Origin of the sequence: Cupriavidus phytohabitans, assembly GCF_017815025.1 — a bacterium.
GTDB lineage: Bacteria > Pseudomonadota > Gammaproteobacteria > Burkholderiales > Burkholderiaceae > Cupriavidus.
The window spans coordinates 1-20,760 of record NZ_JAGIQB010000013.1 but is presented as its reverse complement, the minus strand read 5'-3'; the positions used below and the strand labels follow the sequence as shown (position 1 = coordinate 20,760).

General features: G+C 60.0%; 16 protein-coding genes and 1 tRNA gene. 6 read left to right on the top strand and 11 right to left on the bottom strand.

What is annotated here, in order from left to right; genetic code table 11:
* Positions 1-248 precede the first annotated feature (248 nt).
* Positions 249-707 (bottom strand): glycine-rich domain-containing protein, encoded by a 459-nt coding sequence (locus tag J8I34_RS11105; RefSeq protein ID WP_209806038.1) that lies wholly within the window; start codon positions 705-707, stop codon positions 249-251.
* Between the two features lie 262 nt (positions 708-969).
* On the opposite strand from J8I34_RS11105, the gene J8I34_RS11100 reads away from it, so the two are divergent.
* The 3 genes from J8I34_RS11100 to J8I34_RS11090 are packed head-to-tail and all read left to right on the top strand — an operon-like array spanning position 970 to position 4,399.
* On the top strand, positions 970-2,220 hold the full coding sequence (locus J8I34_RS11100) for an IucA/IucC family protein (RefSeq protein ID WP_209806037.1): 1,251 nt from the start codon (positions 970-972) through the stop codon (positions 2,218-2,220).
* Between the two features lie 20 nt (positions 2,221-2,240).
* Positions 2,241-3,218, top strand: coding sequence for a radical SAM protein (locus tag J8I34_RS35485; RefSeq protein WP_209806036.1), 978 nt, complete (start codon positions 2,241-2,243; stop codon positions 3,216-3,218).
* A 5-nt stretch (positions 3,219-3,223) separates the two neighbouring features.
* Complete coding sequence (locus tag J8I34_RS11090) at positions 3,224-4,399, top strand: neutral/alkaline non-lysosomal ceramidase N-terminal domain-containing protein (protein WP_209806035.1); 1,176 nt, start codon at positions 3,224-3,226, stop codon at positions 4,397-4,399.
* Between the two features lie 510 nt (positions 4,400-4,909).
* Here the strand turns inward: J8I34_RS11090 and J8I34_RS11085 are convergent.
* From J8I34_RS11085 to J8I34_RS11055, 7 genes are all read right to left on the bottom strand, one after another.
* Entirely contained in the window at positions 4,910-7,201 is a 2,292-nt protein-coding gene (locus J8I34_RS11085) for an AAA family ATPase (RefSeq protein WP_209806034.1), read from the bottom strand.
* Between the two features lie 287 nt (positions 7,202-7,488).
* Positions 7,489-8,616, bottom strand: a complete 1,128-nt coding sequence (locus J8I34_RS11080) for a YagK/YfjJ domain-containing protein (RefSeq protein WP_209806033.1) — start codon at positions 8,614-8,616, stop codon at positions 7,489-7,491.
* Positions 8,617-9,594: 978 nt separating this feature from the next.
* On the bottom strand, positions 9,595-11,277 hold the full coding sequence (locus J8I34_RS11075) for a YfjI family protein (protein WP_245175885.1): 1,683 nt from the start codon (positions 11,275-11,277) through the stop codon (positions 9,595-9,597).
* Positions 11,278-11,341: 64 nt separating this feature from the next.
* Positions 11,342-11,734 carry a hypothetical protein gene (locus tag J8I34_RS11070; RefSeq protein ID WP_209806032.1) on the bottom strand — a complete coding sequence of 131 codons (393 nt, stop codon included), beginning with the start codon at positions 11,732-11,734 and terminating at the stop codon, positions 11,342-11,344.
* Positions 11,735-11,917: 183 nt separating this feature from the next.
* On the bottom strand, positions 11,918-12,130 hold the full coding sequence (locus J8I34_RS11065; RefSeq protein ID WP_209806031.1) for a helix-turn-helix transcriptional regulator: 213 nt from the start codon (positions 12,128-12,130) through the stop codon (positions 11,918-11,920).
* Between the two features lie 531 nt (positions 12,131-12,661).
* The gene (locus tag J8I34_RS11060; protein ID WP_209806030.1) at positions 12,662-13,372 is read right to left on the bottom strand and encodes a hypothetical protein; all 711 of its coding nucleotides are present in this window, start codon (positions 13,370-13,372) and stop codon (positions 12,662-12,664) included.
* Between the two features lie 377 nt (positions 13,373-13,749).
* A tRNA-Arg gene (locus tag J8I34_RS11055) sits at positions 13,750-13,825 on the bottom strand.
* Positions 13,826-14,279: 454 nt separating this feature from the next.
* On the opposite strand from J8I34_RS11055, the gene J8I34_RS11050 reads away from it, so the two are divergent.
* Complete coding sequence (locus J8I34_RS11050; RefSeq protein ID WP_029046551.1) at positions 14,280-15,173, top strand: c-type cytochrome; 894 nt, start codon at positions 14,280-14,282, stop codon at positions 15,171-15,173.
* A gap of 74 nt (positions 15,174-15,247) precedes the next feature.
* On the opposite strand, the gene hemN is transcribed toward J8I34_RS11050, so the two are convergent.
* Complete coding sequence (hemN, locus tag J8I34_RS11045) at positions 15,248-16,744, bottom strand: oxygen-independent coproporphyrinogen III oxidase (RefSeq protein ID WP_209806029.1); 1,497 nt, start codon at positions 16,742-16,744, stop codon at positions 15,248-15,250.
* Between the two features lie 182 nt (positions 16,745-16,926).
* On the opposite strand from hemN, the gene J8I34_RS11040 reads away from it, so the two are divergent.
* Positions 16,927-18,048, top strand: coding sequence for an ABC transporter substrate-binding protein (locus J8I34_RS11040; protein WP_209806100.1), 1,122 nt, complete (start codon positions 16,927-16,929; stop codon positions 18,046-18,048).
* Here the strand turns inward: J8I34_RS11040 and J8I34_RS11035 are convergent.
* Positions 18,034-19,146, bottom strand: coding sequence for an ATP-binding protein (locus tag J8I34_RS11035; protein WP_245175887.1), 1,113 nt, complete (start codon positions 19,144-19,146; stop codon positions 18,034-18,036). The genes J8I34_RS11040 and J8I34_RS11035 overlap by 15 nt on opposite strands.
* 5 nt (positions 19,147-19,151) lie before the next feature.
* Positions 19,152-19,925 carry a response regulator gene (locus tag J8I34_RS11030; RefSeq protein WP_245175884.1) on the bottom strand — a complete coding sequence of 258 codons (774 nt, stop codon included), beginning with the start codon at positions 19,923-19,925 and terminating at the stop codon, positions 19,152-19,154.
* 229 nt (positions 19,926-20,154) lie between these two features.
* On the opposite strand from J8I34_RS11030, the gene J8I34_RS11025 reads away from it, so the two are divergent.
* A complete protein-coding gene (locus J8I34_RS11025) occupies positions 20,155-20,652 on the top strand; it encodes a hypothetical protein (RefSeq protein WP_209806028.1) in 498 nt (165 codons plus the stop codon).
* Positions 20,653-20,760: the final 108 nt, after the last annotated feature.

Sequence of the window (20,760 nt, the reverse complement as noted above, 5' to 3'; positions counted from 1 at the left end):
GCCGCCAACGACAGCAGGAGACAGCTTGAGCCTGGAATTCCACTGGTCTCTGCCATCCGACGCCAGTACGGCCTTGCAGGGACGCGGCCTACCTCAGTGCAGGCCTTGCGCGGCGCCTTTGGCCACACTGGCCAGGCGCACGGCGGCAAGTACCACGTGGTGACCCGTTTCCACATGCCCCCGAAAGCAAATACGGATACGCCGACTCGAACCCATTGAGCCCCACCACCTCGATATGCTCCTGCACGTCAGCCTGGCTCCGGCCTATCCCAGCAGCTTGCCCCGGAACACAGGCAACTTGCTCGTGCGGCGGCTGAATCATAATCACCACCCAAATAGTAAGGCGCCCCGTATTCTTGCTCCCACAGCCGTGCCGCCCTGTCAAACGCATTCCAGTTTTCCGTCCGCGAAGCTTCGTCATCGCCGCAAGGTTGGTGATCAAGCATCCGGCCGAAGTACGACCGGCAATCCTGTTCGTAGGCACCCGGCCTCAACATGTGCAAATGCCACATCGCGTCAATATCCCGGGTCGGAGCCAAGCTCCCCCCATGCTTCTTCACTAGCGCCAGGTAACGGCGATAGCGTTTCTCAGCCTGCTCGATGAACTCATCCGTTCGATTGAGAAAGTCACCCTTATTCTTTGCTCGCTCCTTTTTTGCCAGAAATATCAAGTCAACTGTGGGTGATGGCAGATCAATATTAGACATACTATCTCCTCATTCAAACTGCATTACCATAAGTTGCACCTGCGTCTAAATTTTCAATAAAAAATCACAGATCGAATATAGATCGAACTTCCTGAGAAGCAAGTCGAATTTTGACCCTGTGCGGGCGGATGTTAGTGAGCTAACCCTAATGGGTTAATACTTTTGGGTGATAGCAATCATCCATTCTTACACTATGGTCAGTGAATCTGTGGAGATGAAGCCACAGCTTTCCACAAGTGAGCTTTAAATATGGTAACAAGATATGGGTAAGGGAAGGATTGATTACCCCACATGGGTAACCGAAACCATCCGGTTTGAACAATACTTATTGGATAGGGCACGAGATAACCGCCTGATTCTGCCCGACTCCTATGACGGCCTTATGCAGTACATGCCAGAAGGCCGCTCCATCTTTCCAGTCCATGCTATTTGGGTCGACGAGCGACATATTGAAGCTTGGCAATCTGGAGAGAAGTCATTTCGTCAGTGGAAACGAGAACGTGCCTCAGGATCACAGTATCGGCTGCTCATTCACCCCCTGTCCTTTAAGCACTATCGTCCGCTCTTGAATGAGATCAAAGGTGCTCGTTTCGAGAGTTACCTTGCAACACCTACCTCCAGTTGTCGCACGGTAATTGCTTGGCCGCTCAATAACCCGGGCGCAGCGGCGCTGGTCAAGTTAAGCGTTGCCACAAAAATATGCGGTGTAGATAGAACTATACGTAATAGACGTGTTGAGAAATGCGTAAAACTTACGGATCTACTCGATGGGGCATCCGACTTGCCTTCCTCATTTGCATATTTTGGAGAACGCTTCGGGATATCACCACTCAAGATCAGTCGGGGAGGAATGATCCTGCGAGACAATACGCCGTCCCCTAATTTTCGGAATAAGGTGACCGTCCCACTTTTTTCACTTCATGCGGAGCCAAAAAAAAATACCCCTTCAATTCTCTTCAACTTAATACTGAGGGCGAAAACAGATCCAAGGGAGTATTTAAGGACGCATCTTGTTTCAGTTTTTTCTCAGCAGTGGGCAAGTCTTGCGATTAGGTCTGGTATTGTCGTTGAACCCCACGGACAGAATCTCTTGATGGAATTTAATTTGGATGGGACACCATCTGGTCGATTCGTTCACCGTGATTTTGAGGATGTCAGCGTGGATATTGAATGGAGGCGAAAAACAAACCTCTATACCCCAAAACTTCCTTCCAGGCTTAGCGAAAGATTTATCTACGACACAGAAAAGCATGTGTGGTGGCTGAGAAATAGTCTATCGACTTTTTTTTTCGGCGGCGTACTTTATCCCATTGAAAGAAAAATCCATTATTGGTCGGAAGCCGGCCTCATTAGTAATTTCCGTTGTGAAAGCGGTTTTTTAAGGCGCGACTTCATGACCTCTCTCGCGCGAGAAATAAGCAACATAGTAGGGTTTAGAGTAAAAATAGGGGCTAATGAAATGACCACTCTAGACAGACTAGTTCTGAAAGCTAGAGCGTCTCTTGAGTATTAATAAATCTCCGAGGACCGCCCATGGACCCATCAACGAACGGCCCACTTCCGATATGGATCTGGATAGATCCGACAAGGCGCTGTAATCTGGCATGCAATCTTTGCTATACGAAGAATGCCCACAGCCAAGAGGATCTTTCCATCACCACATTCGTTGATATCGTTGAGCGAGTTTGCGCGGAGAGTCGAATATCGATCCATCAAATGACATTGAACTGGAGGGGAGAGCCCACACTCAACCGCAATTTCCCCGCAATGCTAGGGTTTCTTAAACAGCATTACAATCATTTTCCCGTAGAATTTCATACCAATGCAACAGCGTTAACGACGAAAAATTCCACGGCGATTGTCGAGGCTTGCGGCCCGAACGTTACTATTTGTATCTCAATAGATGGTGGAAATGAAGCTAGTCACGATGCTCAGCGTGGACCCGGCACTTACCGTCGCGCAATTCGGGGGGCACATGCCATTCTCAGGGCACGAGGAACGAGGGGATATCCGAAAGTCGTTTTACATCAATTAGATTTGCGGGTAAACAACGATAGTTATGATGCTGATTTTTTGGAACTCAGCACTATCGTCGACGAATGGCAACAAAAGTTCCCAATCATCCCTGGTGGAGAGCGCCGCCTGTTTAAGGACGCGCCGCTGGATCCAAAGGGGTCCGCCATCATAACCGAATGGCCTCGGACCAAGCTACCGTCGGTATTGCCTAAGGGATCCTGTTTTTGGGCCGGCAACGCACTTTGTATAGCGCCCAATGGGGATGCTTCAATATGTCTCCTTGCGCACGACCCCACCGGGATATTGGGAAACGTTATCTCGGAGGAGGTATGGTTGATAGTCACCAAAGCGCGGAAATGGCGGGAGAACCTTATGGCCCATGGTCGCGGCAGCATGTCACATTGTGAATTATGCAGGATGGAGGAAGGGAATATATCGGCCGCATGGTCGGCCTCGACTCGACGTACTGTCGACGCGAAAACAAATTCGAGGTGAGATAAATGCGCGCGGGAGCTTCCGACGTTATTATTACCCCACCGTTGCCAGTACAACTCGCCGGCCACAAAGGGCAAAGAGTCGCAGTAGGCATTCTAGATGACATCCATGCTCGATGTGTCGTCATTCAGGATTGCGATCGTAGCGTGGCGATTATATCCGTCGAGCTACTGTGGCTTAGCCGCGAACACATCTCGCAAATTCGAACAATCATAAATAGCCTCACTGGTATTCCGACATCGGATGTGTTTATCGCATGCACCCATACACACTCAGGCCCGGATACTTTAGATTGGTATGATTTTGCACCGCTTGTAGATAAGAATTGGTTATCATCCCTTTTTAGACTCATTGCTTCTTCAGCATATATCGCCTACATGGCGCTACAACCAGCTCAAGTAAGCGTGGCATCGACTACTGTCTCAATCGGGGTAAATAGACGTCTTCATAGCCATCGCGGCGTGGAGCGCCATCCGAACCATCTAGGCCCTGTGGATTCCACACTTGACGTAATTTCTGTCATGTCGTTAGATGAGAAGCGAATTGCCACCATTCTTAGACACGGCACCCATCCTGTCGTTTTGGGCGCGAATAGTTTGCTAATAAGTGGTGATTGGTGCGGAGTTGCGTCCAAGCAGACTGAAGAGTCGATTGGCGGCGTTTGCCTGTTTTTGAATGGAGCTGCTGGAAACGTGAACCCCGCGGTGTGGACAAATTCCACTGTTGCAGAGATGGAGCGAATCGGCCGTCGTGTGAGCGGGGCAGCGATTGAGGCTGCTTTACGGGAACCATTACCTGAACATGGAATCGCCGCAAATAGCATAACACTAAAGCTGGACCCTTTTGAACATCCATACTTGAAGCGTGCACAGCAAGAACGGCTTCGTTCCGATAAAGCCATGCTGGTTGAAATTCAGGCGATACGATTGGGCAACAAAATCATCATTGGACTTGGGGGAGAATGTTTGGTCGAAACCGCGAAAAAAATAACGGATGCAAGCGTGGATCATCGCATTCTCATCGTGAGCTATGCAAATGACTATATAGGGTACATACCAACTCTTGAACAGATAGCGGAAGGTGGATATGAGGCGCGCACCCGAATGTTATCTGAAAGTAGTATAGAGGCCTACATCGATTCGGCAAGTCAACTAGCCATTTCGAGTGCGAAGGGCCGTTAGGGAAACCAACTGAACTAAAAGGTACTACCGGCAAAATCGGCGTGGTCACCCGAAACATGCTGGCGAATTGGGCTAAGACGCCGGCTGGCCGCTATGGCCGACAATTGGACAGTCGCGCCTTCTATACCGAGCAACTGCTCAGGGTCGGGAAGAGACAACCGGGTAGTGGCGGGCCGCGGTCGGTTCCCGGCCAACAAGCGACCTTCATTCGCCCCGCAAATCGGCGAAGAATTTTTTTTTGAAGGATTCATCGCCGATTTCTATGGATGGCCGACGATCCGACGGTCGAGTCCCGCCCAATTAGTGACATGGGTCTGTTCAGTCGAAACGGCCAAGCCCACCACGAAGCTGGATGGGTAGGCGACAGCGTCGGCCGGATACGCCTTGCCGTCCGAGCGTGAAAGGAAAATTGGGGCGCCTGCACCCTGTCGTTTCCGAGCGCCGGCGATTCCGTGCGACCCGGTGAATTAGGCCTGTGTCCATGGCTTCGGGCAACGACCGACGGCGCGCCTACCGTCTGGCAAACGCCAGCGTGCGCTGGGCGAAGTTGACAAGCGCCTGGTCATTGATGACCTGCGTTGCCCACGCCGGGTTGCTGTCGTGGTGGAACAGGTTGGCATAGTCCAGCAGCGCCCGAAGCTCCGCGATGTCGGCCTGCCCCAGGATCTGCGCCGGCGTGTTTACTCGCTGCTCGCAGATGCCGATGAACGGCCCAAGCAGCGCACCAGGCGGAAATGTGGTGGGGTAGGCAACGCGCGCAAACGCCTCGAGGATGTGGCGCAAGGCAGCAGCTACTTGGCGTTCGACAGCCGGATCAGCTGCTTGCAGATAGCCGGTGACGAGCTCGTGACGACGATCATGCTCCGTGATGCAGTCCTGACGGACATCCCAGGGGGCGAAAGTCGAGCCCGCAGCTGCGCGAACAAGCCTGATGGCCGAACGGTCGGCTCCGTTCGATCCCTCCCACAGGTTGCATAGAAAGGGCTTCGAGTGCGAAAGCACTATCACCTGAGCAACTCGGGGAAGCAGGCGGCGCATCTCCTGCACGGTGGTCAACGAACGATGCTCATCGAGGCTTGTCACGGGGTCATCGATGACCACGATTTTCTGCGCGAGCTGCTGGTCCTGCTCCAGTGACGTGAAGAAGAACGCAAGCGCAAGCGCGTTTCGATCCCCGGCGCTGAGCGTGTTGCGGAACGAAGGACCTGCATCGGCAGTCTGGGGCACCGCTGCGTTGTTGATTAACACGCTGTACGAGCACGCCGCCCCCCCTCGCGTATTGACTGAGTTGACCTGGTCGAGGCGAAACCCGGCATTGAAGCGACCAAGGTAGTCGTTGATCACACCCTGGTAAGCCGGAAAGATGTTCTGTCGGTAGTTGTTTAGCGCGTCGCGCGCCTGAGTTCTCAGTTCTTCGGTTTGGGTCTTTGCCCCCTTCTCCGCCAGGTATGCGTCGCAGTGCGGTACTGCCGCTGAGTGACGCGCTCGGGTGCTTCTCAGTCTCGCCAGATCGGTGACCAGTGCTGCCACGTTGGCCGTTGCCGCGCGCTCTTTGACTAGTGCGATCTGGGCATTGCAGGCCAGCAGCGCGTCCGAACACGCGGCGATGTCCTCCTTGACCGTCTCATAGGCAGCGATGGCGGCCAGCGCAGCTTCGGGCAGCAAGCTGCCTTCCAGAGGCGCGGCCTGCTTTGCGGCGAGCGCTTCTGCGACCGCATCTCGTGCTTCACCCCAGGCACGCGTCAGTACGACGGTGTCGATTGTGATCTCCGGCGCCGGCAGGAAGGCACTCCAAAAGGTGCGACGCTGCTCCGATTCCCGCACAGACCGTTCAAAGGTGAGAGCCGCAGGCTCGCCATGAGTGTCGTTCAGTGCCTCGATCTGCTGTGCTACATCGCGCTTCAACTCGTCGTAGGCCGCGCTGAAATAAGCCTGGTAGTGGCGCAATAGCGGCGAGCCGGCCAAATCTTGAGCACAGAACGGACAGATCTCGTGGTCCAGCCCGGCAGAAGCGCTGGCAACGCTCTGCATGCCATCACCGACCCACGTCGCTCCTTCACGACCGAGCTTGGCCAGATGGGCCTGGACGGCAGCGGCAGCCGCTGCCTCAAGATCAGGCAGCGTGCGGGCGAGAAGCGTGTTGATGGCTTGGGTGTCGAAGGCGGGCAAGCTGAAAGCGATAAACGTCTCGGCCTGCCGCACGGCATCGGCCGACTGTGCTGCTGCCAAGTTGTGCTCCGCATCCCGGATCGCGCCGTCGATGTTCGCATCTGCCGCTAAAGCGCAAAATTCGTCAACTGTCATGACGCCACGCGCTTCCGCCGGGATCGCATCGCTGAGCGCGCGCAAGGCCCGGTTGTGCTCCTCGATACGAGCCACGTGGGCTTGTAAGGCGGCGTTCAACGCAACGCCCTGCGCGCCAAGAATCAGCTCATGCAAGTTCTGTCGGTGTGACGGTCCAATCTCGACGCCTGCGCACACGTTCTGCGCGACGAAGTGATCATCGAAGACAGCGATACGGGGCAGCGTGGTTGACCATGCGCCGTTCTGGAAAACGAGCTGCGGACCCGCCCGAGGAGCCAGGACAAGGTGCGGCGGATGTTGAGATCCAAGGCGACGGCGCTCGTTGACAAGCAGAGCGTCGCCAGTGCCTGCCGATCGCAGGATGGAAGCGAGCGTCGTCTTTCCGCGGCCGTTTTCTGCGTAGATCAACGCCAAGCGACTGAGCGGTAGTTGAGCCCCCTCGTTCACCGAGTCGAATTGCCCCACGTTCCGAAGCAACTGGATGCGATCAAGGCTCATGCGCGGGCCTCCGAAAGCCGCATCTCGTAGGTCATGTCTGGCTCCCTTGCTCTTGTTAGGGCATCCATTATCGAGGATTTTCCTGGTGGCCTACGCGAAGCGCATCCTAGATTCGCTAGAGCGCCCCTGACCGCTTTCGGTATCGGCATCGACGACCGCTTCTGGCGGCTGGGAGCGGCTGTAGGCGCTGCTTGTCAGCGGCTGAAGCTCAGCCGAAGTAGTCCCGCCGTTGGTCGATAGTCCAGGTCACAAATGCTCCAGCTTTACCAGCTGAGCTTTTTGGGAGGCTAGCCTGCCGCAACACCGTCGATCCCCGACGGTCGCATGCCAGAATCAGCACGGGGCCGCCCTGATTTCACCTTTTGTGGCACGCGTCCCATGTCGAAAGTACGGATGCGCTCCGCTCCGCGGATCATGACATACTGCTGAGCCTTGGCGAGATACGTGAGGTTCTTCTGTAGCGCCTTGCGCTTGCCATCGCCCCTATTGATCTGGCCCACGCCGATGCCGTGGCCACGCTTTTCATATTTCCGTTTCAGCCGCCCGTCATTACTGTTCCAGTAGTCGCCCCTCCCTCCAGTCACTACGTCGACCCAGTATTCACCGATCTGCCGTGCGATGAACTCGTCATGGTTGCTGTCCGGCGAATAGAAAAGGATCACGTGCAGGTGCAATCCCGTTTGCTCCCCCTGCTCGATCGTCCAGACATAGTTCCTGACGCCTGACATCAGCTTGTTGCAGCGCCTCGCAGCAAAGAAGCGGTCACGATGCTCCTGGATCGTCTCAGGTGTTATCTCGCCACGGAATTCCGGCTTGTAGGCCAACGTCAGCGAAAGAATCAGCCAGCGACTTTTCGCCTCGAACATTGCCTCTTCCATCGCGAGCACGTTCCTCATATTCCGCTCGGCATTCTTCTTCCTCAAACGCTCACGCTCCTTGAACTCTCGTGATTGGCAACGTACACGGATCTGCTCGATCAGCACATTGAACAGTTCCATATAGCGTACGCCATCAGCACCATCAGTATCACCGGGTTCATCAAACCAGAACGGATAATCTCCAATTAACCCGAGCTCCTTGCAGACATCGTAGAACAATTCTACTCGCGCTGAGTAGCTGAAAATATCCGAATACTGCTGGAGCCAGCTGTTCAACAGGTCGTAATATTGCCTCCCAAGGTCCAACTCGCGGATCCTCTCTATTCCATAACGGGTGACCTCAGCGATGAAGCCGCCTTCGCAACTCGCCTCGATGTCTTGAACGAATTTCTCGATATCGAACGGATACCGTTCCGCATAGCCCTTGTGGAGGACAGTCATTATTTTTCCGCCCACATCGATCTGCTCAAAATTCGAGCGCTCGTTACGGCGAACGATTACCTCCAGCATCTCCCGGTCTTCAGTCTTCTGGCTCATAGCTATGTAATGGTGTGTCGTCGAACATATGCGACGATGTGTTGAGGTTCGGTCTCTGTTCGTCGCGTAGCTGAGCCGCCTTGCCACTAATGCTCAGCTATCGAGGATCCTGAGACCTTCTTTCTTGTCGTTGGGTGATTGGCAGATATTGAATGCCATCGAACCTGCTTCCCCCTCCGTCATGCTTATTGGCATGACCGGTAAAATATTCACTACTGCTTCGCAGTCGTATAGCTGCTGTCTGCCTTGATGTACAGGTACCTTCGTTACCTGTACTAGTATTACATTACCTGCATCTTGCAGTTGCCTAACACCTTGTAACTAAGCTCAGTAGGTATACCATAATGGTATTCCATAAGAAGCATAAGTGCGAGCACTCAAGGAGCAAGATAATCACGATGATTTGATCAAATGATTCTCAAGAGACGCGCATGATTCAAAAGTGTTCCTCATATACATACTTATGCACGCAGCTAAATAACACGGAAGCAGGTGCCGCCTCACGTAAGAAACAGACTTCTGGATCAGACTACACAAGCACTCTGAGAAGTGACCAGACATTACCTGCTCTAGGCACGGACTACACACCCGAGTACACACGAGGCTCAGCATGTGTCAACGCAGTTTCCACATCAACGAGAAACATGTCGCGGTTCTGCCGCCATAAGTCAGGTACGAAGAAGCAGCAGCATCCTGCCTGCCATCGACGATCGAGAGATGCGACACGTGGAGCAAAGGTGCCGCATCGCAAGCGCAAATCGTTGCGTGACAAGAGGACCTGTTGCGCGGCTCGCGGGGCCGCGGGGAGCGACAGCACTACTCGTCTTGCTGGGACCCCGGCGCCGCGAGAAATACATTCAGGGCCTGCCGCCCCCGCGCTGTACCGTGCGATTCATGCGACTAGTCGCATGAATCGCATACTAAACGAGGGTTCTCCGGAGAATCGACGAGCTACGTGCTCTTCAGGACGCCGACGCTTCAACCGTGACCACGGAATTGCGTGGACGCACCTAGAATCCCATTTAAATTGCTGCCCACCATTATGAAATGTGCGGGATTGAGTTCGATGTATCGCTCTCGTCGCGGCCCGGTTACGACTTGTACTTGACTTCTTTCCTCCATACATCTCAAAGCTGCATCGAGGCGTGACACCGGACGCACCGGACCGTTTCTTAGTACCAGGTTCTTCTGTGCGAAGTTGAGTTTTCGACACCAGAACTGGGTGTACAAGAAGTTCTCGAGCACTTGCGCATCGGCCTGCTCTTGCGGAATTGCGGCGTCAGCCGAGAAGAGTCGCCTGAATGCATCTATATGCCAATCGACGATGTCAACTGCTCGGCTTAGCGTATCGATCGATATTTTTCCCTCTTGCATCGAGAAGACGTGCAGCAATGCCGCAATACGACTCGTTATTTCCAACGCCTTGGAAGCAAAGTCCTTGAAGTCGTGGAGATAGCCAAAGGGGCTCAACATCGATTCGACTTGATTTGCAAGTACGAGCCAGCGCGCGATCGCGTCCTCAGAGAACTCCAACGTCGTTCGCTTAATTGCACCGGCGTCAATGCGGCGCCCCCATTCGTCGAGCAGTTCGCCCATACGCGCGTGGAACCTCGGCAGATGGCACCACTCGGTGTCTATTTGATACACAAAGCGGGTGCCCTGGGTCGAAGCAGGACAACCTATGAGGTATCGCGCCCAGTGACCTGATCCGCGCATGAGATCCCCCCGCCGGTCCAAAAGGTCCTTGAGCACCTGACGCTGTACCATGTAGGAGACTGTCACCCGCGGGTTGCGCACGACGATACTTACGCCATTGCTGCGATCCAGCGTCAGCATTTGCGTACCATCCCACGTCTTATTGAGCACACCCGTTTGCTTTAGCGCACCGCCCTTGATGATGACCTCGCCTTCATCGCTGATGAAAGCGATAGATTCGCCGTCTCCTTCAAGCGCATCCATAATGGCGCGTTCGGTCGCGTTCTGACGCATGATACGTCGCCCCCTCGGTTTCACGGGCTTAGCTGCGGAGTGCTCAAACATTTGACGGCATACCTCGTCAATCGACTGTCCCTCCAGCGTCAGCTTTGTAATCTGACGACGCAGGCCTTTGTCGACCTGCTCCCAGATACGCATATCAAGTTCGTATTGCCCGAGATCGGCCTCGTGCTTCGTCGTGCGCGCTCGGTCAAACTCGTAGAGTGGTGCCGCCACCAAATTGTGGACACCCGTCTTGCGCTCGCCCGAGTCTGCGACTACAAGTAGATTCAGCGAAAGCGGTCGGATCTGTCCAGTTGGCAGACGTACATCGTACAGCCCTTGCGCCGACGCCGACATATTCGTCAAGAATTCCATCCCGACCAGGGCGTCTGGCGCCTGAACGTACCTCACGACTTCCTCTGCCGCTTCCTTGATAACGAGATGAAACGCACCCAATGGGTAAGGCGGTGGTGTAGTTACGGGGGTCATGCGAGTCCCCTCGTAGCCGAACCGGCATGGCATGCGAATGGCATTTGCATGAGGCCGTCCGCGGTCTTCGGATACTTGGCGGAGATACTCGCAGACGTGCGCTGCCTCGAAGAAAACAGCGCATAACATTTCTTGATATTCATCTTCTTCCCAAAAATGAGAGGCCAGGGCCGCGCTTTGTTTGTCATAGATCAAACACCTGTCGATCTGCCAAGCGCAGCCAGGAGCGATTGTTCAGTGATTCCAATCCACATCGAACTTAGTTGCTCTGTCCACGCCGAGCCTCATTCTTGGGAGCAAGACTAGCCAGCGTGACGTTGCCTCCCGCATTCAGTGCATCGGTTGACGCCGGTAAAATTGACCCGCAACACTCGCAATGGAGGTACTCGCCTTTCTCGGCACGCTGCTTACGTTCAGTCTCGAGCAGCGAGCGGAAGCCGCCCATGGAGAGGGGTAATCCCATGCTTGTCAATTGCGCGATGATTGTTTTCTGCGGCACTTCTCTGGCCAGCGCACGCTCAATCGCGGGATACAGTTTCTGAAATAGCGCGGTCTTTTGCTGTCGTTTGCCTGATTGCAGTGCGTCCAGCCGCTCGATCAGTTGCGCCGCGTCGGCCAGAACTACGTTTTGTGTGCTGTCCATGGAGCCCATTGATAATCCTCCTGCAGGTATATTGGCAGCCTTCTGGTTTCAAATGCTGCCTGTGATGTCGTCTCTAGCTGTTAATAAGCTGCCCGAATAGTGTCAGCAGGCCATAGCAACCGGCGATTCGGCCGCTTGACTAGGCGAGCTGCCGGACTGCGAGGGCGCTCGCGGATTGCGGATTGCACTTGCTCACAGCGCCTGTGGACGACTTGTCAGCCAGGCATCCACCTCAACCTCAAGCCAGCCGACAGCTCCCAAACCAAGCCGTATCGGCTTGGGAAAAGTTTCGTCGTAGTATTTACTGCGGGGGTTGAGCTTGTTGTAAATGCTGCTTCCGGAAATCCCAGTTTTCTCCTTCAGTCGCTTAAGACGAAGGACTTTGGTCAGCGCATTGGCATTCATCGAATATCTCCTTGGCTTCAGTTGGAATCGATGGATGCAATTTAGATAAAGCGAGCCCAGGAGGATATGCAACATGCCGGCAAACTGTGGAGAAAATTGCCGTGGAAGGCTACGTCACGGGTGCGTAGGACAAGCCTGACGGGTCGCGGCGTCGGCGGCGTGGCCGAGCGGACTGGAGCGCGGGATGGGTGCGATGCATGACCTCAGCAACTCGGCCCATGCCAGCGAGCGCTGTTCGTCAATGGTGACAGCGATTAGCTTGCCACTCACCGTCGGTCGCCACACGCACACCTTCGAGGCTGCGGCGGATATGCGAGCTTTATGTCCCCGGCATTTCACCAGCGCAGGCGGTGTGGGGACATCTGGTCGGCTGATTCAGCGCCTATTGGGGATGGCGCCTTGACGCGCCGCCTCAGTGCGAGCGCGCCGTCATATAGAAGATCGAGGCGGCCTGCGTGCTGCCTCGACACTCCGTGGGAAGGTAGCGTGGCCGGCTTCTGACGTCGTTGAACCAAGGAGTGTTAAGGAAAATCAGTCTTTCGCTTTCCTTGATGGAAAGAGCGCCGCTGCGTCAGGCATCTTTGCGAGCCAGCCGTCAAGGGTCCGGCTCAGACTCTCTTGCTTCAGTTCCGGCCCGCTCTCAACGGAGAATGCATGGGCCTCCTTGCGGATTGCGTTCACGGCATGGGTCCGGGACCGCCAGCCCGATCCAGGCTTCCGCTCGCGAGCCAACTGATAGACGCGCTCTCGCACAGGTTCATAGGTTTTGCTACGTGCTTCCGCCCCGGACTTCGCCTTCGTGGCCAACGCCTTCGCCGAGGCCTCCATGATCGTTTGCTCGCGTGCCTCGTTGATGCCCTTGCCGGAGATCGCAACACCGCACCAGTACCGAGCATCGGCCATATAGGACCACGCCAGATTCAGATCCCCGGACTTCATTGATCCCAACGCCCGCAAGCAATATGCGCACGAGATAATCAGCGAACCGTTGGGCGAGCGCGCGATCCAGTCAGGCCCCTTCGCCTTGTCAGCCTCGGAGACGAACTGCATGATGATTTCCACCGGGGTCTCGACGGACGGGTCATCCTTGCCCCCCACGACGTTGAGGACGTCCGGGATAAAGTCGATTACCTGCCTCCCTGGCTTGAGACCGGCATAGCAGTTTGAAAGGTTGCCAAGCGTCAGACGTACAAATCGCTCAAGGTCGAGCTCATGACGCGCTGGCCGGTCTGGGGCGTTCATATTTTCCGAGTCTGTCAGGTTCTGGAACGATTCAAGATTCAATCTACGCGATCGCGTCGCCAATTGAACCGTGAAAGTGGCGTTACCATCATACTCCGCGAAAGCCGTTTCCTCACGGCAATGGATAGCGGCGACACAGGGCTATGGATGCGCCCCTCGACCAGTGACCGAGATTCCAACGTTGCCATCGCATGAGGTAAATGGACGCTCACTAGCCCAAAGTCGTAAGGCAACGGACGGCACGGCGCCTGCAAAATCCGAGCAGTAGGGGATGAGCGAGCGGCGGGATGCGAAAACTCAATTTTCCGTATCGTTTCCGTACGGAAATGAGCGCTGCAGTTCACGGCTCTTCAAGCTCTTGTTTTATCAGGGAAATTTGGCGCGCCCGGCTGGGATCGAACCAGCAACCCCTGCCTTCGGAGGGCAGTACTCTATCCATTGAGCTACGGGCGCACAGAGACGGTTTTTCAACCGGCATTGCAGGTACAGCGGTTGCGGCGCGCGAATGCCGCCGCAGGAAAGTCGCATAGGATACCGCTTTTGTCCCCCGCCGTCCATGAGGGCTCTCCGGAGGCTCAGGCATACGTCTCGCAACCGCCGCTTTTGGCACTGGCAAAGGGTGGAATGGGGCTATAATCGCCAGCTATTTGCGTCAAATCGTGCCCCTCACGCGTTCGACCAGGATCAAGGCTTTGCGACTTTGATTCGGCGACAATCCGGGGCCCGGCCCGGGGGACAGTCCGAAGTGCGCAAATTGCGACAGACCCAAGTCAGGCTACGGCCGCAAGGCAGCATTGGCGGACTCCTGTCGGGCCCCTTGCGGGCCTGGTAGTGGTCAGACAAGGGCCAGATAAAGCAAGCCGAGGGTGAGCGGCCAGAAGGTTTCCTGCAAAACTGAGAGTTCTGTATGAGCGACGTCCACAACGAACACCACGAACACGAGTCTCCTATCAAGACACCCAAGCAGCTGATCGCCGTGGTGGTCGCGGCTTTCCTGGTACCGATCCTCGTGATCGTCCTGCTGGTCAACTTTGTGGGACACGGCTCTACTGAAAGCGCCGGCACGGTCGCCACGACAGAAGCCGTCAACGACCGCATCAGGCCGGTCGCGTCGCTCGAAATCAAGGATCCCAACGCACCGCGCGTGTTCAAGACCGGCGAACAGGTCTACAAGGAAATCTGCGCGGCCTGCCATGCCACCGGCGCGGCGGGTGCGCCCAAGTACGGTACCGCCGGCGACTGGGCCGCGCGCATCGGCCAGGGCTTCGACGGCCTGATGAAGTCGGTGCTGGGCGGCAAGGGCGCGATGCCGCCGCGCGCCGGCAGCACGCCTGACGACTACACCGATTACGAGCTGGCACGCGCCGTGGTCTACATGGCCGACGCCGGTGGCGCCAAGTTCCCCGAGCCGCCCGCACCGGCTGCCGCTGCACCCACCGCCGCCGCGGCGCCCGATGCGGCTGCCGCGCCGGCTGCTGCCGCTGCGCCGGCACCGGCCGCACCCGCTGCTGCTGCCCCGGCGGCTCCGGCAGCCGCTGCCGCGGCACCGGCTGCTGCGTCGGCCGACATCGGCAAGAAGGTCTATGACCAGGTCTGCGCCGCCTGCCACGCCGCCGGCGTGGCAGGTGCGCCCAAGTTTGGCGACAAGGCCGCCTGGGCGCCGCGCCTGAAGGAAGGCATGGACGCGGTCCACAACTACGCGCTGAAGGGCAAGGGCGTGATGCCGCCCAAGGGTGGCTACAGCGGCCCGGACGCCGATGTGATCGCCGCGTCGGACTACATGGCGAACGCTGCCAAGTAAGACACGACTGCGCTGCAAACAACGACGCCCGCGAAATTCGCGGGCGTTTTCGTTTTATTTATGCCTGGCGGCGGTTACACGACGCGCGAGTAACGCGCCCGCGGCACGATGCGGATCGGCTGCGCGCCGTCGTTGGCGGCCTGCTGCGTGTCTTGGCTTTCGGGCCCGGCGACCGCGGCGCGGGCGGCATCGTCGCGCAGGTAGCGGTCGAACACCATGGCCACGCGCCGTACCAGCAGCCGGCCCAGCGGCGTGACCGTGATGCGGGCGGGCTCGACCTGCACCAGGCCATCGGCCGCCAGGGTCGCAAGTTCGGCCAGCTCAGGCGCGAAGTCCGTGCCAAAGTCGACGCCGTGGCGCCGCTCCAGCGCGGGGATATCCAGCACGCCGTTGCACATCAGCGCGCCGATCAGTTCGCGGCGCAGATGATCGTCAGCAGTCATTTCCACCCCGCGCGCCAGCGGCAGGCGGCCCTGGTCGAGCGCGCCATAGTAGTGATCCAGAGTGCGGGCATTCTGCACGTAGCGCCCCGCCACCGCGCCGATCGCCGAGATGCCGAGGCCGAGCTGGTCATAGCCGGCGTGCGTGGAATAGCCCTGGAAGTTTCGCTGCAGCCGGCCTTCGCGCTGCGCCACGGCCAGGTCGTCGTCGGGCAGCGCGAAGTGGTCCATGCCGATGTAGACGTAGCCCTCGGCGGTCAGGCGTTCGATGGTAGAGACCAGTATGTCGAGCTTCTCGCCGGCCGGCGGCAGCGTGCTTTCCTCGATGCGACGCTGTGGCTTGAAGACATGCGGCAGGTGCGCGTAGCTGTAGACCGAAAGGCGGTCGGGCCGCAGCGTCAGCACCTGGTCAATGGTGCGGCCAAAGCGTGCGGCGGTCTGGTGTGGCAGGCCGTAGATCAGGTCGAGGCTGACCGAGCGGAAGCCGAGCCGGCGCGCGGCGTCGACTACGGCACGGGTCTCCTCGTAAGACTGGATCCGGTGGATGGCCTGCTGCACCTCGGGATCGAAATCCTGCACGCCCAGGCTGACGCGGTTGAAGCCCAGCTCGGCTAGCAGCGCCATGCGGGTGTCGTCAACACGGCGCGGGTCGATCTCGATTGAATGCTCGCCATCGGGCGGCAGTTCGAAATGCTCGTGCAGCAGCGCCATCACGCGGCGCATTTCGTCGGGATCCAGGAAGGTCGGCGTGCCTCCGCCCCAGTGCGACTGGAGCACGCGCCGGCGCGTGCCGAGCTGCGTGGCCAGCAGCGCCATCTCGCGGCCCAGGTACGTGACGTAGCGGGCGCTGCGGCCATGGTCGCGCGTGATGATCTTGTTGCAGCCGCAGTAGTAACAGATGTTCTCGCAGAACGGGATATGCAGGTACAGCGACAACGGCGCGGGCGCATCGGCACGGCAGGCGGCCAGGGCGTCGTGATACAGCGACAGGTCCGGGCCGTTCCTGAAGCGGTCGGCAGTCGGGTAGGAGGTGTAGCGCGGGCCGTTGCCGTCGATGCGGCCGGCGAGCGCGCGAAAGTCCGACAGCGCGCGGCGGTCGGGCGCAGGAGTAGTCATGGCAAGCGGGTTCATGGGGGCGCTGGGGAACGGTTTTTGACAGTCCATGCTAGGACCGCACGCCGAGCATTGTGTTGATCATCGTCAAGCCCAGCGCCGGCGTGGCACAGGCGCGTGGGCGCCCGGCGTCACACGGCGGTCATACGTGGCGGATACGCTGCGCGCCGGCGCGACTTGCGCCCCTTTCCTATTGCGCGATGCCGATGCCGGACTCCCTGCCCCTGACTTCCCTGCCGTACCTACCGCTGCGCCGACGACTGCTGGTTGCCGGTGCAGCCGCCCTGGCGCTGCCCGCCGCACCGCTGCTGGCCCAGTCCCCGGCGCGCCGCACCGTGGTGGTGGGCCACCTGATCGACCGCGCCGGTGCGCAGGCCGACCTGGCGCGCGACTATCTGGCCGGCGCCAAGGTGCTGTTCGATGCGGCCAATGCCGCCAATGGCCCGGTACGGATCGTCCATGTGGTGCGCGAGGCCGATTCCGATCCGCGCCGCGTGCTGGCACAGGCGGTGGCGCTGGCCGACAGCGAGCGCGCCGAGCTGCTGTTCGGCGCAGGCGACCGCATCCTGCCGGCGCTGGCGTCATCGGCCGAGCTGGTCCGGCGCGGCGTGCAGATCGTCGCGCCGCTATCTGGCCTGGCGTTGGCTGGCGACAACGTCTGGTTCACCCGGGCCGACTACCAGGCCGAACTCGATACAGCGGTGCGACAGTTGCGCAGCTATGGCCTGAGCGCGATCGCGCTGGCGGTGGCGCCGGACTTCGCCACGCCAGCGCTGGCCCGGCTGGAGGCGCAGACCGGCACGCGCGCGGTGCCGCTCGATCCCAAGGCCGACCCGGGTGCCGACGCCGCGGCACGGCGCATTGCAGCGTCCCGCCCTGGCGCCGTGATCGTGGCGGGCGATACGCTGGCGTATGCCGGACTGGGCCGCGCGCTGGCCGCGCAGGGCTGGTATGGATTCCTGGTCGGCCTGTCGTCGGTCAGCGCCACGGCCGCGCGCGAGATCCTCGGCCCCGGCTACGCCGGCGGCATGGTGCTGACCCAGGTCGCACCCGGTCCGCAGCAGGCCACGCTGCGCGTGGTCAGGGAGCACGTGGCGCGCATGAAGCAATACCTGGATGAGCCGCCGTCCTCGGCAACGCTGGCCGGCTATATCGGCGCCGCATGGCTGGCGCGGGCGCTGGCCGGCGTGCGCGCCAGCGGTGCCGCCGAGCTGCGCCGCGCGTTGCAGGGCCGTGTCGACGTGGGCGACTTTACCCTCGACTTCAGCCACGGGCAGCGCGGCTCGCAGTACGTCACGCTGGCGGTGTCAGGCGCGCGGTAGCGACAGGCGCGCACGCAGGCCGCCTTCGGGACGGTTGGACAGAACCAGCTCGCCGCCATGCCGCGCGGCGATGTCGGCCGCGATCGACAGGCCCATGCCGACGCCGCCGGTGGCGCGGCTGCGCGACGATTCGAGCCGGTAGAACGGCTCCATCACGCGCGCCAGCTGGTCCTCCGGAATGCCGGGGCCGTCGTCGCAGATATCGATCAGCACCCGCGCGGGGCTGTCGGCCAGCACGATGCTGGCCGCGCCGCCATAGCGCCGCGCATTCTCGACCAGGTTGACCACCGCGCGCCGCAGCTCCGACGGCCACGCCAGCAGCGGCTGCGCCTGGCCGCTGAGCGCGACCTCGTGGCCGGTGTCGGCGGCGTCGTCGACCACCGCCTGCAGCAGCGCCAGCACGTCCACGCGCTGGCGCGGGCCGCTGGCTTCGTCGCGGTCGCGCAGATAATAGAGCGTGGCGTCGATCAGGCCGTTCATCTCGGCCAGGTCCTGGCGCAGGCGGTAGCGCACCTCGCCCGCGTCGATGCGTTCGATGCGCAGGCTCATGCGTGTCAGCGGCGTGCGCAGGTCATGCGACACCGCGGCCAGGAAGCGTGATTGCTGGGCGAGCTGGGTGCGGATGCGCTGCTGCATCAGGTTCAGCGCCTGCGCCGCGGCGCGGGCTTCGGTCGGGCCACCGGTGTCGTCCAGCGGCGGTGCGTGCACGTCCTGCGCCAGCCTGCCGGCGCCGCTGGCCAGCTGCTGCACTGGCCGCGCCAGCAGCCGTGCGCCGACCCATGCGGCCACCACCATCGCCGCCACCTGGATCACCATGCCAAGGTGAGGTGGCCACGGCCAGCGCGGCGGCGGCGGCGGTGCGCCCGGCTCTGCCGGCCGGCCGGGAGCGTCCTCCGGCGGTGGTCCGCGGCGCCAGTCTTCGGGCGGCGGCGGCCCGCCCGGACCGTCGCGCAGCGCGCGTTCCATGCCCGGCCGCGGGAACAGGCCTTCGATCACCGTCATGCCGAGCAGGTGCACCGCCAGCATGATCGCGGCCATCACCACGAACAGCCGCAGGAACATCGAGTCGTAGCGCGCCAGGCGCCCGCCGCGGGGCATCGGGCTCACCCTTCCAGCGCCGCGGTGAAGACGTAGCCTTCGCCGCGCACGGTGCGGATCAGCGTCGGGTCGCGCGGGTCGTCGCGCAGCTTCTGCCGCAGCCGCGAGACCAGCAGGTCGATGCTTCGGTCGAAGACGTCGAGCCCACGCCCGCGCGCCTGGTTGATCAGCAGCTCGCGGTCGAGCACGCGGTTGGGCTGCTCGACAAAGGCCAGCAACAGGCGGAATTCGGCATTGGACAGCGGCACCACCACCTCGTCGCGGTCGACCAGCTGGCGCAGCGTGGTGTTCAGGCGCCAGTCGCCGAAGCGCAGTTCGTGGCCCGACGGCGGCGCGGCGCGGCGGCCATCGACACCCGGGCCACCGGCGCCGGCATGGACGCGGCTGCGGCGCAGCACGGTGTGGATGCGCGCCACCAGTTCGCGCATCTCGAAAGGCTTGGTGACGTAGTCGTCGGCGCCGACCTCCAGCCCGACCACGCGATCGGCCAGTTCGGCGCGCGCGGTCAGCATGATCACGGCGACATTGGTCCGCGCGCGCAGTTCGCGGCACAGCGCCAGGCCGTTCTCGCCGGGCAGCGACAGGTCGAGGATGACGAGGTCATAGGCCGTGGCGGCCATCGCCTGGCGCATCGCGGTGCCATCCTCGACCCCGTCGGCGTGCATGCCGAAGGTAGAGAGGTACTCGGCCAGCATGGCGCGGATCTGGGGATCGTCGTCAACGATCAGCAGGCGGATGGGAAGCGGCGGGGTGAATTCCATAAGCGAAGGAAACGGCATCCGGAAGCGCCGCCGGGCGACGGTGTGCCGATGCCGGTAGCGTGCGGTGCCCAACTTTACCAGCGGCGGGTGGCGGCACTATGCCGGCTTTGTATCAGGCCTGATACGCGGCATTGCCTGCAGCCCTGCCATGTACGCCATTGCAACATGGCGCAGACCAAGTGCTCAAGCAATGTGGCACGGGCTTCCCTAGCATGGACCGGCATCGATACCACCACAGGAGAATTCCATGCCCGCCCTGCCTATCCTGCCCCTGCGGCTGCGCACCAGCCTGTCCGTTCTGGCGCTGTGCGGCGCCAGCCTGGCGGCCACGCCGGCCAGCGCCCTGCAAGCCGGTCCGGCGCCGCACGGCGCCATGCCACCGCCGATACCAGCCCCGGCAACGCCCGAGTCGCTCGGCCTGAACCCGGCCCAGGCCAGGCTCTGGCAGGCCGCACGCAGCGCCGCGGTGGAGGCGGAGGCGCATGCGCTGGAGCTGCGCGCGCGCTTCCTGCGCGAGACCGCCGATGCGACGCCGGACGGCCCGCTGCGGCCGCGCGCCGAAGCCGTGGACCGCCTGCACCAGGCGCTCGAACAGGACCGCCGCGCCGTGCGCGAACGCTGGCTGGCGCTCGACGACAGCCTCGATTCCGCCCAGCGCCTGCGCCTGCGCGGCGCGCCCGATGCTGCGCGCTGGCTCGGACTGCCGCCAGGGCCGATGATGGCGCCGCAGCCGCAGGGGCGTTGAGCGCCGCGCCAAAAAAATCGCCCCCGCACGCTAGGGATGGTCTGAAAAACCTCTGCCAACGGAAGGGCGGCAGAGACGTTAAATGAGGATCACGAAAGCTGCATGACG

Bases quoted from the DNA above. Each gene is read 5' to 3' on its own strand.
- J8I34_RS11105 (WP_209806038.1), bottom strand. From the start codon at position 707: ATGTCTAATATTGATCTGCCATCACCCACAGTTGACTTGATATTTCTG.
- J8I34_RS11100 (WP_209806037.1), top strand. From the start codon at position 970: ATGGGTAAGGGAAGGATTGATTACCCCACATGGGTAACCGAAACCATC.
- J8I34_RS35485 (WP_209806036.1), top strand. From the start codon at position 2,241: ATGGACCCATCAACGAACGGCCCACTTCCGATATGGATCTGGATAGAT.
- J8I34_RS11090 (WP_209806035.1), top strand. From the start codon at position 3,224: ATGCGCGCGGGAGCTTCCGACGTTATTATTACCCCACCGTTGCCAGTA.
- J8I34_RS11085 (WP_209806034.1), bottom strand. From the start codon at position 7,201: ATGAGCCTTGATCGCATCCAGTTGCTTCGGAACGTGGGGCAATTCGAC.
- J8I34_RS11080 (WP_209806033.1), bottom strand. From the start codon at position 8,616: ATGAGCCAGAAGACTGAAGACCGGGAGATGCTGGAGGTAATCGTTCGC.
- J8I34_RS11070 (WP_209806032.1), bottom strand. From the start codon at position 11,734: ATGGGCTCCATGGACAGCACACAAAACGTAGTTCTGGCCGACGCGGCG.
- J8I34_RS11065 (WP_209806031.1), bottom strand. From the start codon at position 12,130: ATGAATGCCAATGCGCTGACCAAAGTCCTTCGTCTTAAGCGACTGAAG.
- J8I34_RS11060 (WP_209806030.1), bottom strand. From the start codon at position 13,372: ATGAACGCCCCAGACCGGCCAGCGCGTCATGAGCTCGACCTTGAGCGA.
- J8I34_RS11050 (WP_029046551.1), top strand. From the start codon at position 14,280: ATGAGCGACGTCCACAACGAACACCACGAACACGAGTCTCCTATCAAG.
- hemN (WP_209806029.1), bottom strand. From the start codon at position 16,744: ATGAACCCGCTTGCCATGACTACTCCTGCGCCCGACCGCCGCGCGCTG.
- J8I34_RS11040 (WP_209806100.1), top strand. From the start codon at position 16,927: ATGCCGATGCCGGACTCCCTGCCCCTGACTTCCCTGCCGTACCTACCG.
- J8I34_RS11035 (WP_245175887.1), bottom strand. From the start codon at position 19,146: ATGCCCCGCGGCGGGCGCCTGGCGCGCTACGACTCGATGTTCCTGCGG.
- J8I34_RS11030 (WP_245175884.1), bottom strand. From the start codon at position 19,925: ATGCCGTTTCCTTCGCTTATGGAATTCACCCCGCCGCTTCCCATCCGC.
- J8I34_RS11025 (WP_209806028.1), top strand. From the start codon at position 20,155: ATGCCCGCCCTGCCTATCCTGCCCCTGCGGCTGCGCACCAGCCTGTCC.